This window comes from Dellaglioa sp. CoH-55-MRSF-7, from assembly GCF_056782235.1.
Map to the genome: position 1 here is coordinate 26059 of NZ_JBXAYI010000002.1, position 16186 is coordinate 42244.

The 16186-nt window shown below is 33.0% G+C and carries 12 protein-coding genes; all 12 read left to right on the forward strand.

Translation table 11 applies throughout. The features are described 5' to 3' along the window. Positions 1 to 6 precede the first annotated feature (6 nt). The 12 genes from AC1RPU_RS01965 to hrcA all read left to right on the forward strand — a co-directional run bounded on the left by AC1RPU_RS01965 (position 7) and on the right by hrcA (position 16182). Complete coding sequence (locus tag AC1RPU_RS01965; RefSeq protein WP_481761383.1) at positions 7 to 1722, forward strand: proline--tRNA ligase; 1716 nt, start codon at positions 7 to 9, stop codon at positions 1720 to 1722. A gap of 72 nt (positions 1723 to 1794) precedes the next feature. Continuing rightward, the gene (locus tag AC1RPU_RS01970) at positions 1795 to 6138 is read left to right on the forward strand and encodes a PolC-type DNA polymerase III (protein WP_481761382.1); all 4344 of its coding nucleotides are present in this window, start codon (positions 1795 to 1797) and stop codon (positions 6136 to 6138) included. A 131-nt stretch (positions 6139 to 6269) separates the two neighbouring features. After that, positions 6270 to 6743, forward strand: a complete 474-nt coding sequence (rimP, locus tag AC1RPU_RS01975; protein ID WP_409022452.1) for a ribosome maturation factor RimP — start codon at positions 6270 to 6272, stop codon at positions 6741 to 6743. Positions 6744 to 6772: 29 nt separating this feature from the next. Then, on the forward strand, positions 6773 to 7849 hold the full coding sequence (gene nusA, locus AC1RPU_RS01980) for a transcription termination factor NusA (protein ID WP_409022453.1): 1077 nt from the start codon (positions 6773 to 6775) through the stop codon (positions 7847 to 7849). A gap of 43 nt (positions 7850 to 7892) precedes the next feature. Then, positions 7893 to 8192: an RNase P modulator RnpM gene (gene rnpM, locus AC1RPU_RS01985; RefSeq protein WP_409022454.1), complete on the forward strand. Its 300-nt coding sequence runs from the start codon at positions 7893 to 7895 to the stop codon at positions 8190 to 8192. Then, positions 8182 to 8487 carry a L7Ae/L30e/S12e/Gadd45 family ribosomal protein gene (locus AC1RPU_RS01990; RefSeq protein ID WP_409022455.1) on the forward strand — a complete coding sequence of 102 codons (306 nt, stop codon included), beginning with the start codon at positions 8182 to 8184 and terminating at the stop codon, positions 8485 to 8487. Before rnpM ends, AC1RPU_RS01990 begins: the two co-directional genes overlap by 11 nt. Before the next feature lie 15 nt (positions 8488 to 8502). Further along, positions 8503 to 10830 carry a translation initiation factor IF-2 gene (gene infB, locus AC1RPU_RS01995; protein ID WP_481761381.1) on the forward strand — a complete coding sequence of 776 codons (2328 nt, stop codon included), beginning with the start codon at positions 8503 to 8505 and terminating at the stop codon, positions 10828 to 10830. Positions 10831 to 10857: 27 nt separating this feature from the next. After that, positions 10858 to 11211: a 30S ribosome-binding factor RbfA gene (gene rbfA / locus AC1RPU_RS02000; protein ID WP_409022457.1), complete on the forward strand. Its 354-nt coding sequence runs from the start codon at positions 10858 to 10860 to the stop codon at positions 11209 to 11211. Positions 11212 to 11553: 342 nt separating this feature from the next. Further along, positions 11554 to 12960 carry a tetratricopeptide repeat protein gene (locus tag AC1RPU_RS02005; protein ID WP_481761380.1) on the forward strand — a complete coding sequence of 469 codons (1407 nt, stop codon included), beginning with the start codon at positions 11554 to 11556 and terminating at the stop codon, positions 12958 to 12960. A gap of 157 nt (positions 12961 to 13117) precedes the next feature. Further along, complete coding sequence (gene truB, locus AC1RPU_RS02010) at positions 13118 to 14023, forward strand: tRNA pseudouridine(55) synthase TruB (RefSeq protein WP_481761379.1); 906 nt, start codon at positions 13118 to 13120, stop codon at positions 14021 to 14023. A 16-nt stretch (positions 14024 to 14039) separates the two neighbouring features. Continuing rightward, positions 14040 to 14984: a riboflavin biosynthesis protein RibF gene (gene ribF, locus AC1RPU_RS02015; RefSeq protein WP_481761378.1), complete on the forward strand. Its 945-nt coding sequence runs from the start codon at positions 14040 to 14042 to the stop codon at positions 14982 to 14984. Positions 14985 to 15138: 154 nt separating this feature from the next. Beyond that, positions 15139 to 16182 carry a heat-inducible transcriptional repressor HrcA gene (gene hrcA / locus AC1RPU_RS02020; RefSeq protein ID WP_409022460.1) on the forward strand — a complete coding sequence of 348 codons (1044 nt, stop codon included), beginning with the start codon at positions 15139 to 15141 and terminating at the stop codon, positions 16180 to 16182. The last annotated feature ends 4 nt before the right edge of the window (positions 16183 to 16186 follow it).

Below are 16186 nucleotides of genomic sequence, written 5' to 3' on the forward strand. Positions count from 1 at the left end.
AATAGTATGAAACAATCACAATTATTAATACCAACAATGAAGGAAGTTCCAAGCGATGCTGAGGTTATCAGTCATCAAATGATGTTACGAGCTGGATATATTCGACAAGTTTCAGCCGGAATGTACAGTTATTTACCATTAGCTTTCTCCGTTATTAGAAAAATTGAAACAATTATTCGCGAAGAAATGGAAGCAATTGGAGCGGTTGAAATGCTTGTACCTGCCGTTATTCCTGCTGAATTATGGGAAGAAACAGGTCGTTATGAAACCTATGGTGATACACTTTTTAAATTAAAAGATCGACATGATAGAAAATTTATTTTAGGACCAACTCATGAAGAAACATTTACTTCTTTAATTCGTGATGAAATCAAATCATATAAAAAATTACCACTGACAATGTTCCAAATACAACAAAAATATCGTGATGAAAATAGACCTCGTTTTGGTATATTAAGAGGCCGTGAATTTTTAATGAAAGATGCTTATTCATTCCATGCGGATGAAGAAAGTTTAAATGATACTTATCAAAAAATGAATCGTGCATATCAAAATATTTTTGAACGCTGTGGTCTTAATTTTAGAAGTATTATTGGTGATGCAGGTGCAATGGGCGGTAATGATTCAAAAGAATTTATGGCAATTTCTGATATTGGTGAAGATACAATCGTTTATTCTGATAAGAGCGATTATGCAGCTAATTTAGAAATGGCAAAAAGTTTGAAAACATATAAGAATTCACATGAAGCGATTAAAGATATTGAAAAAATTGAAACACCAAATATTAAAACAATTGATGAGTTGGCTAAATTTATTGATACAGCAAGTGAAAATTTAATAAAATCATTATTATTTATGGCTGATGAAAAACCAGTGATGGTTTTAATGCGCGGAAATGATATTTTGAATGAAATTAAATTAAAAAACACATTAGGCGCTGATTTTTTACGTATGGCAACTGATTCAGATGTTACTGAAGTGTTGGGTGCAGAGTTTGGTTCACTTGGACCTGTTGGTGTTACAGAAGACGTAACAATTGTTGCCGACGAAGGAATTAAGGGAATGATAAATGCGGTCGTTGGTGCAAATACGACTGGTTCTCATTTATTTAACGCAAATATTGATCGTGATTACCGAGTAGATAAATTTGTAGATTTACGTTTGGCTCAAGAAGGTGAAACTTCACCTGAAGGGGAAGGCGAATTGAAATTTACTAAGGGGATTGAAATTGGTCATATCTTCAAAATTGGAACACGATATTCTGAGGCATTGGGCGCTAATATCTTAGATGATAATGGCCGCGAAAAACCTGTGATATTAGGTTGTTATGGAATCGGCGTTAGTCGTTTACTTGCAGCCATTGCAGAGCAACAAGCTGATGAAAATGGTTTAGTATGGCCTAGAAGTATTGCACCATACGATGTTCATGTAATTCCAATTAATGCTAAAAATGATGAACAAATGGCTCTAGCTAATGAAATTGACAAAAAAATGACTGAAAATGGTTACAAAGTATTGCTTGATGATCGTAAAGAACGTGCAGGTGTTAAATTTGCTGATTCAGATTTAATTGGATTACCTGTTCGAATTACAGTTGGTAAGAAAGCTGCTGATGGTATCGTTGAAGTGAAGTTACGTAGAAATGGTGAAACGATTGAAGTAACGAAAGACGAATTAGAGAGCTCTATCTCAATTTTATTAAAAGAAGAAAATCAAAACTAGTTAAAGAAGATTGAGTTCAAAAGAAAATTTTGACTCAGTCTCTTTTTCATTTTTAGAAAAGGAGTCAATCATTTGTCGCTTAATAATAAAGAATTATTCAATAAACTATTAGAACAAATTAATTTTCAATCAAGTGACCAACAAGATAGTGAAATATTGGATTTAATTGAAATTTCAACCGTAACTGTTCATGAAAAGTCAAAACTATGGGAATTCAAGCTAGTTGCCCCTAAAATTTTGCCATTTTCATTATTTAGTGACTTAGAAAATAAAATTGCAATTACATTTAAAGATATTGCAAAAACAAAAATAACTGTTCAAGTTGAGCAACCAGAATTAACAAACCAACTTTTAGGCGATTATTGGACATGGGCAGTTAAAAATAGTGAAGCTAATTCTTCGCTAGTACAAGAACTTTTTCATGGGAACGTCCCTTATCTTGATGATAGACGAGTGATGTTAATGGCTGAAAATGAAATTGTAAAAACGTTCTTAACAGGTCAAGCATTAGGACCAATTGAAACTGCGTATCAAATGGTCGGATTTCCACAGATAAATATTAATACATTATTAGATGAATCAAAATCACAAGAAAAAATAGAAGAAATTAGACAGCGAAAAGAATCTCAAGATGCCATAATGATGCAGAAGGCAACAGAAACTATTCAGAAACAAAATGAAAAGAAAAAGACTGATTCTCAAACTGTAATTAATGGACCTGTTCAAATGGGTAAAAAGATTAGTACAAAAGAGCCTGCAAAACGGATGGTTGAAATCATTGAAGAGGAACGCTCGGTTATTATTGAGGGATATATTTTCTCTAAGGAAATCCGGACGCTTAAGTCTGAAAGACAATTAATGATCATTAAAATGACGGATTATAGTTCATCCATGACCGTAAAAAAATTCTCTCGTAATGAAGAAGACGAAGCGATGTTTGCTGCTATTCAAGAAAAAGAATGGGTCAGAGTTCGTGGTGCAGTACAAGAAGATAATTTTATGCGAGATCTAGTGGTGAATGCTTACGATATTAATCAAGTCGACCACCCAAGCCGTCAAGAAACAGCTCCAGATGATGAACGACGTGTTGAATTACATTTACACTCAAATATGAGTCAAATGGATGCCACAAATTCAATTACGGATTATGTACAGCAAGCCAGTAAATGGGGACAAAAAGCAATTGCGATTACGGATCATTCTACCTTACAAAGTTTTCCTGAGGCTCATTCTGCTGGAAAGAAAAATAATATTAAAATTTTGTACGGTGTTGAGGCTAACGTTGTTGATGATGGTATTCCAATTGCTTTTAATGATAAGGATGTAAATCTAGAAGAAGCCACTTATGTTACTTTTGATACGGAAACAACGGGTTTATCTGCTCGATTTGATAAAGTTATTGAATTAGCTGCTGTTAAAATGACAAAGGGAAATGTCATTGAAGAATTTGATGAATTTATTGATCCAGGACATCATTTATCTGAAACAACAACTAATTTAACCTCAATTACGGATGAAATGGTTCATGGATCAAAATCTGAAGAAGAAGTTTTTAAATTATTTAGAGAATTTTCAGAAGGTAGTATTCTAGTTGCCCATAATGCTAGTTTTGATATTGGCTTTATGAATACTGGATATGAACGTCATGGCATGGAACCTATGCAAAATCCAATCATTGATACGTTAACGTTAGCAAGATTTTTACATCCCGAATTAAAAGGGTTTAGATTAAATACACTTTCCAAAAAATTCAATGTTAACTTGGAACATCATCATCGCGCTATTTATGATGCTGAGACAACTGGTCTTTTGTGTAATATCTTTATTAAAGATGCTAAGGAACGATTTGAAATAACGTCACATGTTCAATTGAATGATCATATGGGTGAGCATGATGCTTACAAACAAGCACGTCCATTCCATGTTACGTTACTTGCGACAACTCAAGCCGGACTTAAAAATATGTTTAAATTAGTTTCAACTTCGATGATAGATTATTTTTATCGGATGCCCCGCATCCCTCGAAGTGAGTTAAATAAATATCGTGAAGGTATTATCGTTGGTTCAGCGTGTGACTCAGGTGAAGTATTTACAGCAATGATGCAAAAAGGGATGGAAGAGGCTAAAGAAAAGGCTAAGTTTTATGATTACTTAGAAATTCAGCCTAAAGCATTATATGAACCTCTAATCCATCAAGAATTAATTAAGGATAATCAAAATTTAGAGGAAATTTTACAAAATATGGTTGATTTAGGACACGAAATGGATAAGCCGGTTGTTGCGACTGGAGATGTTCATTATATGAACCCTGAAGATAGTATTTATCGTAAAATTCTTGTTAATTCAATGGGTGGTGCTAATCCGTTAAATCGTTCTATTTTACCTGATGCACATTTTAGAACAACGAATGAAATGTTGGAAGGATTCCAATTTTTAGGTGCGGATGTTGCTAAAGAAATCGTTGTTACAAATACGAATTTAATCGCTAATATGATTGATGATGACATTTCTCCAGTTAAAGATCGATTATATGCACCGAAAATTGATGGCTCTGAAGAAGAAATTAAACAATTAACCTATAATCGCGCTCATGAACTTTATGGAGAAGAGTTACCTGAAACTGTGGTTAAACGTCTTGATAAAGAATTGACAAGTATCATTGATAATGAATTTTCAGTTATTTATTTAATTTCACAAAAATTAGTTCATAAATCTAACAAAGATGGTTATTTAGTAGGGTCCCGTGGATCTGTTGGGTCAAGTCTTGTTGCAACAATGACTGGAATAACAGAAATTAATCCATTACCACCTCATTATCGATGCCCTAAATGTAAATATACACATTTTTATGAAAAAGGTGAATATGGGTCTGGATTTGATTTACCAGACCAAGACTGTCCCAAATGTGGTACACCATTAGATAAAGATGGACATGATATTCCATTTGAAACTTTTCTTGGATTTTATGGTGATAAAGTTCCTGATATTGATTTGAATTTTTCGGGTGATTATCAAGCAATTGCGCATAATTATACGAAAGTTTTATTTGGGGAAGATTATGTTTTCCGTGCAGGAACAATTGGTACTGTTGCAGATAAAACGGCTTATGGTTATGTTAAGGGTTATGAACGTGATACTGGAGCAACGTTTAGAAATGCGGAGATAGATCGACTTGCTAAGGGGTCAACTGGCGTTAAACGGACGACCGGTCAACATCCTGGTGGTATCTTAGTTGTCCCTAACTATATGGATGTTTATGATTTTTCACCTATCCAGTATCCAGCAGATGACTCAACTTCCGAATGGAAAACAACCCATTTTGATTTCCATTCTATCCACGATAATATCTTGAAATTAGATATTTTGGGTCATGATGATCCAACCATGATTAGAATGTTACAAGATTTATCAGGAGTTGACCCAAAAACAATCCCTACGGATGATAAGGGCGTTATGCAAATATTCCAAGGGCCTGAAGTACTTGGTGTTACTAGCGACGAAATTTTCTCAAAAACAGGTACATTAGGTATTCCGGAATTCGGAACGAGATTTGTTCGAGGGATGCTAGAAGAAACAAAACCTAAAACATTTGCTGAACTATTAAAAATTTCTGGTCTATCACATGGTACAGATGTGTGGTTGGGAAACGCTGAAGAACTTATTTCTAATGGAACAATCACGATGCCGGAAGTTATTGGCTGTCGTGATGATATCATGATGGGGCTTATTCATATGGGTATGGAAGCTGGTAGCGCTTTTAATATTATGGAAGGTGTTCGAAAAGGAAAAGGTATCTCAGATGATTATCAAACTGAGATGAAAGCAGCAAAAATTCCAGATTGGTATATCGGAGCATGTTTAAAAATCAAGTATATGTTCCCTAAGGCACATGCTGCTGCGTATATTTTGATGGCCTTACGAATTGCATACTATAAAGTTTATTTTCCAATGTTATATTACTGTGCTTATTTCAGTGTTAGAGCAGATGATTTTGATTTAGTCGCAATGTCGCATGGTAAAGAAGCAGTGAAAAAAGCAATGAAAGATATTAATGATAAAGGGATGGATGCATCAACAAAAGAGAAAAATTTGTTGACGGTCCTTGAATTAAGCAATGAAATGCTTGAACGTGGCTTCCAATTTGGGATGATTGATTTGGATAAATCAGATGATTCAAATTGGATAATTGATGGTGATAAGTTAATTGCACCATTTAGAGCTGTACCAGGTCTTGGTAATAACGTTGCTAAGCAAATTATTGCTGCTCGTGAGGAACGCCCATTTTTATCTAAAGAAGATTTAGCTAAACGTGGTAAAGTTTCTAAGTCATTAATTGAGTATATGACTGAAAATAATGTTTTAAAAGCATTACCAGATGAAAATCAACTATCTATTTTTGATGATGTCTTTTTCTAAAAAGTGAGAACATAGCAGTTTGTTGATGTTTTCAGAAAATTATGCTATATTAAAGAAAGTATTTTGATATCTTGTTTGAGTGAGCAGCGATGCTCACTCTTTTTATTGGGAAAATGTAAGGAGGGTAACGTGTGAGTACTGTTATAGAGACTGTCACAGAGCTAGTTCAACCAATTGTTGATGAACAGAATATTGAATTGGTGGACATTGAATTTGTTAAAGAAGGCCCAAGTTGGTTTTTAAGAGTTTACATTGATAAACCTGAAGGCATTAAAATTGAAGAGTGTGTTGCTGTTAGTGATATTTTAAGTGAAAAATTAGATGAGATTAATCCTGATCCAATTCCACAAGCTTATTTTTTAGAGGTTTCATCACCTGGTGCTGAAAGACCTTTGAAAAAGGAAAAAGATTATGAAAGAGCTTTGAATGAATACGTTAATATTTCACTATATGAACCTATTAATAACGCTAAAATTTTTCAAGGTACCTTAACGGAATTAACAGCTGATGAATTAACAGTTGTTTATATGGACAAAACGCGTAAGAGAACGATCGTTATTCCTCGTCAAAAAATAGCTAAGGCGCGCTTAGCTATCAAATTTTAAGTAGCTTTTTATAAAGGAGTAAATTAAAGATGAGTAAAGAACTATTAAGTGCACTTACAGTGTTAGAAGAAGAAAAAGGTATTAAAAAAGAAGTTATTATTGATGCCATTGAAGCAGCATTAGTTTCTGCATACAAGCGTCATTACAATCAAGCACAAAATGTTGAAGTAGAGTTTGATTCAAAAAAAGGTAATATTACAGTTTATGCGGTTAAAGAAGTAGTCGAAGAAGTCTTTGATTCACGTCTTGAAGTTAGTTTGCAAGATGCTTTAGAGATTAATAAAGCATATGAAGTTGGCGATTCAATTCGATTTGAAGTTACACCTAAGGATTTTGGACGAATTGCTGCACAAACTGCTAAACAAGTTATCATGCAACGTGTTCGTGAAGCTGAACGTAGTATTGTTTATGATCAATATATTCAATATGAAAATGAAATCGTTAGCGGTGAAGTAGAACGTCATGATAATCGTTATATTTATGTTAATTTAGGTAAAGTGGAAGCTGTTTTAGCTAAGATTGATCAAATTCCTGGTGAAAGTTTTAATCCACATGATCGAATTAAAGTTTATATCACAAAAGTTGAGAATGCTGCTAAAGGCCCTCAAGTTTTTGTTAGTCGTTCACATCCTGACTTGCTAAAACGATTATTTGAACAAGAAGTTCCTGAAATATATGACGGAACAGTTGAAATTGTATCAATTGCTCGTGAAGCAGGTGACCGTGCTAAGGTAGCTGTTCGTTCGAATAATCCAGATATCGATGCTGTTGGTACTTGTGTTGGTCCTAAAGGACAACGTGTACAAACTATTGTTAATGAATTAAAAGGCGAAAATATGGATATTGTTGAATGGAATGAAGATCCTGCAAAATACATTGCTAATGCTTTGAATCCTGCAGAAGTTGTCAATGTTGTCTTTAATCCAGAAAATGATCATGCTTGTACTGTAGTTGTGCCAGATCACCAATTGTCATTAGCAATTGGTAAAAAAGGTCAAAATGCACGATTAGCTGCAAAATTAACAACGTTTAAAATTGATATTAAATCTGAATCTGATATGGTTAACAGTAGTGAAGAAAAAGAAGTTTCTGAAACAAACAAATAAGCCGATTAAAACTGATCGGTAATTGATTTGGAGGCAAATTAAAGTGATTAATCGTAAAATTCCAATGCGTAAAGATATCGTTACGGGTGAAATGAAACCTAAAAAAGAACTTGTTCGTGTTGTTAAGAATAAAGAAAATGAAGTATCTTTAGATCCAACAGGTAAGAAACCAGGGCGTGGCGCATATATTTTTCTTGATGTAGATGTGGCGAAGCAGGCTCAAAAAGAAAGAACATTCAATAAAGCATTCGGTATTAAGATTGACGAATCATTTTATGAAGAACTTGTCGAATATGTTGACCATCAGGTAGCTAGACGAGAATTATTTAAAGATGAAAAATAGTCAAAAATTCTTACAAATGCTAGGCTTGACCAGACGCGCAGGTATGTTGGTGACTGGTGAAGGACTAGTATTGAATGCTGTCAGGAAGAATAAAGCTAAATTGGTTATTCTTTCTGAAGATTGTGGACAAGCGACTTTAAAAAAAGTAACAGATAAGTGCAACAGCTATAATGTTAAATTATATGTTGGATTTTCAAAAGCCAGTTTAAGTGAGGCCGTTGGACAACAGCGCACAGTGTATGCTATTACCGATAAAGGTTTTAGCAGAAGGATGTGTGACTTAATGGATATATAGAAGGAGCATGCAAATATGGGAAAAAAAAGAATTTATGAATTAGCTAAAGAGCTAGAATTAAATACTAAAGATATTATTGATTTTGCAACGACAAAAGGTTTTGATGTTAAAAATCATATGTCAACTATTGGTGATAATGAAGAACGTCAGATTCGCGATAAATTTAAAAAGGGCGCTGCTAAAGTAGTTGCTGCAAAGAAAATGGTTGAAAAAACTGTATCTAATGCAACACCGAAAAAACCAGTAGCAAAACCTGTTGCAAAGAAACCAGCACAACCTGCTAAAACAACGAATAGTAAACCTGTTGCTCAAAAATCATCGCAGGTAGCTTCAAAACCAGTAGCAAGAACAACTAACGCTGCACCAAAGACAACAAATGAAAAGCCAGCAAATCGTCCTCAAAATAGTACACAATCAAGTGCTAGAACTGCTAATAATGGTAATGCTAATCAGCAAGGACGTTCGAGATTTAATAATAATAACCGTTATGGGAATAATCCTTATAACAAACGTAACAGAAATAAGAAAAACCGTCGTTCAACGACACCAAAACCACCTGTATCACCCAGAAAAGATAAACCATTACCAGAAATCTTATATTACAATGCTGCAACTAATGTTGCTGAAATTGCTAAAAAGATTCATCGTGAACCAGCAGAAATTATTAAAAAATTATTTATGTTAGGCGTAATGGTTAACCAAAATCAAACACTCGATACAGATACAATTGAAATTTTAGCAGCAGAATATGGTATTAAATCAGAAGCTAAAATCGATGTAGATGTTGCTGATATTGATAAAATGTTTGATGCAGAAATTAAAAATGAAGATAATCTTGTTTCAAGACCACCAGTTGTTACAATCATGGGACATGTTGATCATGGTAAGACAACCTTACTTGATAAATTACGTCATACACATGTTACTGATGGTGAAGCTGGTGGTATTACACAACATATTGGTGCTTACCAAGTAAAACATGATAATAAAACAATTACATTCTTAGATACACCTGGACATGCTGCATTTACAAATATGCGTGCTCGTGGTGCCGATATTACTGATATCACTGTTTTAGTTGTTGCTGCTGATGATGGGGTTATGCCTCAAACAATTGAAGCAATTAATCATTCTAAAGCAGCCAATGTACCTATTATTGTTGCTGTTAATAAAATGGATAAGCCCGGTGCTAATCCTGCTCATGTTACAGAACAATTGGCTGAATATGAATTAATTCCTGAAAGTTGGGGTGGTGATACTATTTTCGTTGAAATTTCAGCGAAAACAGGCACAAACCTTGATGAATTATTAGAAATGATTTTACTTGAAGCCGAAGTTCTTGAATTACAAGCAAATCCAAAACAAAAGGGTATTGGATCTGTTATTGAAGCTCGTCTTGATAAAGGCCGTGGAACAGTTGCTTCATTACTTGTTCAACAAGGTACGTTAAAAGTTGGTGATCCAATTGTTGTTGGTAATAGTTTCGGACGTGTCCGTACTATGACAAATGATAAAGGCCGTCAAGTTAATAAAGCTAAACCTGCTACACCAGTAGAAATTACTGGTTTGAATGATGTTCCAGGTGCTGGCGATCGTTTCGTTGTCTTTGATGATGAAAAAACTGCTCGTGCAGCTGGTGAAGAACGTGCTAAACGTGCTTTAACAAAAGAACGTGGAAATGTTACGCATGTAACACTTGATAACTTGTTTGATTCACTTAAAGAAGGCGAATTAAAAGAAGTTGCTGTTATTATTAAAGCAGATGTTCAAGGTTCAGTTGAAGCTCTTGCAGGAAGTTTGAAGAAGATTGATGTTGAAGGTGTTCGAGTTAATATCATTCATCAAGCAGCTGGTGCAATTACTGAAAGTGATGTTACTTTGGCAGAAGCAAGTAATGCTATCATTATAGGATTTAATGTTCGTCCAACACCTCAAGCTAAACTTCAAGCACAATCTGACGAAGTTGATATTCGCTTACATCGTGTTATTTATAACGCAATTGAAGAAATTGAAACGGCTATGAAGGGAATGCTTGAACCAGTCTTTGAAGAAAAAATAACTGGACAAGTTGAAATTCGTGAAACATATAAAGTTACAAAAGTTGGAACAATTGGTGGTGCTTACGTCACTGAAGGTTACATCGAAAGAGATAGCGGCGTTCGTTTAATTCGTGATGGTATTGTTATTTATGAAGGTAAATTAGCAAGCTTGAAACGCTTTAAAGATGACGCTAAAATTGTTAAACAAGGTTTCGAATGTGGTGTCATGATTGAAAAATACAATGACATTAGAGAAGGCGACCAAATTGAAGCCTACGTTATGGAAGAAGTTCCAGTTAAATAATTCATAACAACTATAGGAGGATATAAAATGACACAACATTACCGTGTAGGTCGTTTATCACAAGAAATTCAAAAAGAAGTTAATGATATTCTTTTAAAACGAGTGAGAGATCCTCGAGTTGAAGGTGTCACAATTACGGGAGTTAATGTAACTGGTGATTTACAACAGGCGACAATTTACTATAGTATATTGTCAAATATGGCATCAGATGCACAAAAAACACAACGTGGTTTGGAAAAAGCTTCTGGATTAATTCGTGGTGAACTTGGATCAAGATTATCAATTTATAAAACACCAGAATTGGTTTTTGTAAGAGATGAGTCAGTTCAATATGGTGATAAAATTGATCAATTACTTAAAAAGATAGATTCTGAATATTAAAATAAAAATCCTGATACCGTTTGTTGCTCTATTTAAACTGTTGTTGATGGATAACTTTATGAAGGTCCTAATCCTTAGTGATTAGGCCTTTTTTTCTCCTCATCAATGGAGATATTATCTTATAATATAATCATATCTTTTATTTTTAATAGTAATCAAGTAAAATTAGTTGTAAGTATTGGTATCTCATATCTTTGATTATATGGTGTAGTTGAATACTAATTCATTTGAAGAATTATGAATTTTTCTTATACCACTATTCAACAATCATTAGATAGTGTGGTAATTTCCTTTAAAAAATTAATTTAATTTTCAAAATATATATTAGAAAGAGGTACTAATTTGAATTCAGAGCAATATAAAGAATTATTAACTTCACAGTCAAAAGAAGTATTAATTCGATTACTAACAAAATATACTGAGAATAAATACGAAATAAAGAATGATATATTAGCTGATTTGGGATTTTTGGATGAAGAAGAAGAAATAGAAGATGCAAAGGAACGAATTCGAGAAATTATTTATGAAAATAGGAAACAAGGGTATGTTTCGTGGAGAGGATACGACAATATTAGTGAAGTAGTCGATAATCTGCTCTCTATTTGTGACGTGAGATTTAGTCAAAATTATTTAAAAGCACCTATGTTAATATTATTAGATTTATTAGAACAATTAGTAAAGGTCAGTGAGTATACAGAATTAGGGTTTATGATTGAGCAAGAGAGTATACTTTCTAAAATACGGATTTATGTAGAAAAACTGTCTGTTAAAGATGGGGCAGATGAAAAGAAAAAATTAATTGTTACGAATGTTATTCGATATGCTAAAAAAAATTTTTGGAATGAATGGGCGGTGAGTGATTTTGATTTACTCAGTCTCATTCTTCCTTTGCTAAATACAAAAAATACGGATAAAGTATTGAAAATTGCCGATAAAATTAGTACAAGATTTGATGAATATACACAACAAGATAGGAAAAGTAAATATTTATTATTTAAAATTAAATTGTTCTTCCAAGTAAATAAAATTAAAGAAGCAGAAGAAATTATTAATAATAATTTAGATATTGATGATGTTAGAATGTTTAAAGTTGAGTTAGCTGTTTCAAGAAAAGACTATGAAGTTGCAGAAAAATTAGTACTAAAAAAATTAATTACAGATAATGATAAAAATATTCAATATTTACAACCTTGGTATACTCGACTAGATACTATCTATGAGGAGACAAATCAAGTTCAAAAAAGAATTGAGTATTTAAAACAGGCATTATATAAAGGCAATGATTCCGATTATAAAAAATTAAAAAAGCTTTTAGTTGATAATGGATTTTGGAAAGCTGAATACCCTGATATTCTGAAAAACATTTCTAAAACACTTGATAATTGGCAACTTGCACAGATATTAGCAGATGAAAACGAAGCTACCATTTTGCTACAATTAATTAAAAAAAATCTGAATTTATTTATGAATTATGGAAAATATATTTACCCACTATATCCCAAAGAAGCTAACATGATGTTTGAAAGCATAGTTAAAGATTTAATAGTTAAAGCTAAAAATAGAAAAGACTATCAAAATATTGGCGATTATATTTTACGGTATAATAACTTTGGAGATGAGGAAGTAGCAATATCTCTTTGTGAGGGTTTGAAAAAGAAATATAAAAATCGGCCTGCACTACAAAAAGAAATGGATAACGTTATGGAAAGAATAAAAAATTATGATGTTTATGGGAAGTTTTGTGAATAATAACGTAGCTAAAACTGTTGGTAAATAGGTATTTAGGAATGATGATAGATAGTTATCTCTTAAATAGAAATTTCAATATTTATAAAAATTAGAATCGATATCCCTTGTTTTACTGATTATGATATACTGTTAAAAGTATATTAACGGAGGTAAGACAATGGACGGAATTATTCCACTATTCAAAGAACGTGGTATGACCAGTCATGATTGTGTTTTTAAGTGTCGTGGCATTTTTCAAACCAAAAAAGTTGGTCATTCAGGTACTCTTGATCCAAATGTTGATGGTGTTCTACCGATTTGTATTGGTAAAGCGACAAAAACAGTAAACTATTTGATGAATTCTGGCAAAGTATATGCGGGTGAAATAACACTTGGTTTCTCTACAGAAACTGAAGATTTAGATGGCGAAATAATCGAAGAAAAAGAGATTATAGATCCTTTCACATCGGAAGAAATTGATGATGTTATGAACCAGATGACAGGTACAATGATTCAAATTCCACCAATGTTCTCAGCTGTTAAAGTAAACGGACGTCGCTTATATGATTACGCTCGTAAAGGTGAAACAGTGGAACGTCCAGAAAGACAAATAACGGTGACTTCATTTATTCAAACGAAAGCTACAGAATATGATTTAGAAAATAAAAGACAAAAAATTTATTTTGAAGTTGCATGTGGAAAAGGGACCTATGTTAGGACGCTAGCTGTTGATCTCGGTAAAAAATTAGGTGTACCTGCAGTTATGTCCGACCTGACTAGACTGGAAAGCGGCGGTTTTAGAATTGATAAGGCGTTTACCCTGGACCAATTAAATGAGGCTAAAGTCAATGGGACGTTAGAATCGTTGTTATATCCAATTGATACAGCGCTAACATCATTTAAAAGGTATGAATTAACAACTGAACAGTGGCTTATTGTCCAAAATGGTGGATTTTTAGCAGTTGATTCGTTTAATAATGAGCCAACAGTTTCTCTAGTTTATGAAAATAAAATTAGATGTTTATACAGATTGAATAGTGAAAAAAATCGTTATCAGTCTGAGACAATGTTTGATTTAGGATAAAGGAAGATATTGGAACATGAAAGTTATTTATTTAACTGAACCGTATAACCCTAACGAAATTAGTAATGATTCTATTTCACTTGCTATGGGTTTTTTTGACGGTGTTCATTTAGGACATCAAAAAGTAATACAAGAAGCTAAGCAAAAAGCTAACGAAAAAAATATTAAACTTGCAGTAATGACATTTGATAAGCATCCGTCAGTACAATTTCAAAAAGCACCCGAACAAAGTGTAAAATATTTAACGTCTATGGAAAAAAAAATATTATTAATGAAGCAATTAGGCGTTGATATTTTTTATATTTTAACGCTAAATAATAGTTTAGCAAAAATGGAACCACAAGATTTTGTCGATAAATATATGGTTGCATTGCATGTAAAGGTAGTAGTTGCAGGATTTGATTATACGTATGGTAAAAAAGATATCGCAAATATGGATACACTACCTTTATATGCTAATCAAAAATTTGAAATTATTACTGTGCCTGAATTAGCGACGAATCATCAAAAGATAAGTTCATCTCGAATTAGAATGGAAATTGATAACGGACATATTAGCGATGTTAATAAGTTATTGGGCTATAAATATGAAACACTTGGTAAAGTTGTTCACGGTGAAGCTAGAGGTAGAGAACTTGGCTTTCCAACATTAAATTTAGAATTCAATGAACACATTCGAATTCCGGGACCCGGAATATATGTGACTAGCGTTCAGGTTGGTGATGTCTGGTATCGTGGGATGGCATCTATTGGCTACAACGTAACGTTTGGAAAAAATCGTGAATTAACGGTCGAAATAAATTTATTTGATTTCAACGAGATGATTTATGGCCAAATTGTTACGGTTCAATGGTTAGCATATTTGAGAAGTGAAGTTAAATTTGAAGGTATTCCTGGATTAATTACGCAATTAAATAAAGATAAAAAAAATACTAATACTTATTTTGACCAACACATATAAGTATTGGTTTAATGGCTGACTAAATAGGATATATTTAGTCAGCCATTTTCTTTAAAAAAGTGAGTGCATTCCTTGACAATAATCTCAACATTTAGTATATTAATAGTTGTCTTAGCACTCCATTGTGTTAAGTGCTAAAAAGAGGTGATTGATCATGCTAACAGAAAGACAAATGTTAGTGTTAGAAGCAATTGTCAGAGTATATACAGAGGTTGGTCAACCTGTTGGTTCTAAATCGGTCGTTGATTTTTTACCAATGCATGTAAGTTCAGCAACTATCAGAAATGAAATGGTGACATTGGAAAATAATGGGTTAATTAAAAAAACACATTCTTCTTCTGGTAGAATTCCTTCATTTTTAGGTTATCGATATTATGTTGATCACATTGTTAAACCCGGCGTTGTTCCAGCAGCGGAATTAGCGAATATTCAAAATTCTCTTGGTGTTCATTTTCAAAAGATTGATGAAATATTTGCAGAATCAACTAAGATTCTTTCGGACTTAACAAATTATACAGCGATTTCTTTACGACCTGAAACAATGGAAAGTCGTCTCGAAGGTTTTCGATTAGTACCATTAGGAAATCATCGAATTATGGCTATTCTTGTGATGAGTAGTGGCGTTGTTGAGAATCAGACATTCAGTATTCCTAAATCGATTAACGGATCAGATTTAGAAGCCGTAACAAGGTTGTTGAATGACCAATTAATTGGGTTGTCATTAGCTGAAATTTCTAAGAAGTTAAGAACAAGTATCCCAGTTATGTTGGTTAATTATATGCGTAGGCCAGCTGGTATTTTAGATATTTTTGGTAATATTTTAAAGCAGGCAGCACGTGAACAAGTTTTTGTTGGCGGTAAATCTAATATATTAGATTTTGCTACCGATAGTAACGTGGATGAATTAAAATCATTATATGATTTAGTAGACACATCAAATAACAAGAATATTGGTGAATTAATTGGAATTCAAGGTAAACCTATTCAAATTAAAATTGGTGAGGAATTAACGAACCAATTACTTGATAACTATAGTCTTATATCAGCTAGTTATGATGTTAGTGACCATGGTCAAGGGGTTATCGCATTATTGGGTCCTACAAATATGCCATATTCAAAAATGATTGGTTTATTAGATGCATTTAGTGATGAGCTTGCTAAAAAATTGTTAGATTATTATCAACAATTTGATAAATAAGAAA

What these genes read in the sequence shown, in the direction of transcription:
- AC1RPU_RS01965 (WP_481761383.1), top strand. Translation starts at nt 7, where the DNA reads ATGAAACAATCACAATTATTAATACCAACAATGAAGGAAGTTCCAAGC.
- nusA (WP_409022453.1), top strand. Translation starts at nt 6,773, where the DNA reads ATGAGTAAAGAACTATTAAGTGCACTTACAGTGTTAGAAGAAGAAAAA.
- AC1RPU_RS01990 (WP_409022455.1), top strand. Translation starts at nt 8,182, where the DNA reads ATGAAAAATAGTCAAAAATTCTTACAAATGCTAGGCTTGACCAGACGC.
- infB (WP_481761381.1), top strand. Translation starts at nt 8,503, where the DNA reads ATGGGAAAAAAAAGAATTTATGAATTAGCTAAAGAGCTAGAATTAAAT.
- rbfA (WP_409022457.1), top strand. Translation starts at nt 10,858, where the DNA reads ATGACACAACATTACCGTGTAGGTCGTTTATCACAAGAAATTCAAAAA.
- truB (WP_481761379.1), top strand. Translation starts at nt 13,118, where the DNA reads ATGGACGGAATTATTCCACTATTCAAAGAACGTGGTATGACCAGTCAT.
- ribF (WP_481761378.1), top strand. Translation starts at nt 14,040, where the DNA reads ATGAAAGTTATTTATTTAACTGAACCGTATAACCCTAACGAAATTAGT.
- hrcA (WP_409022460.1), top strand. Translation starts at nt 15,139, where the DNA reads ATGCTAACAGAAAGACAAATGTTAGTGTTAGAAGCAATTGTCAGAGTA.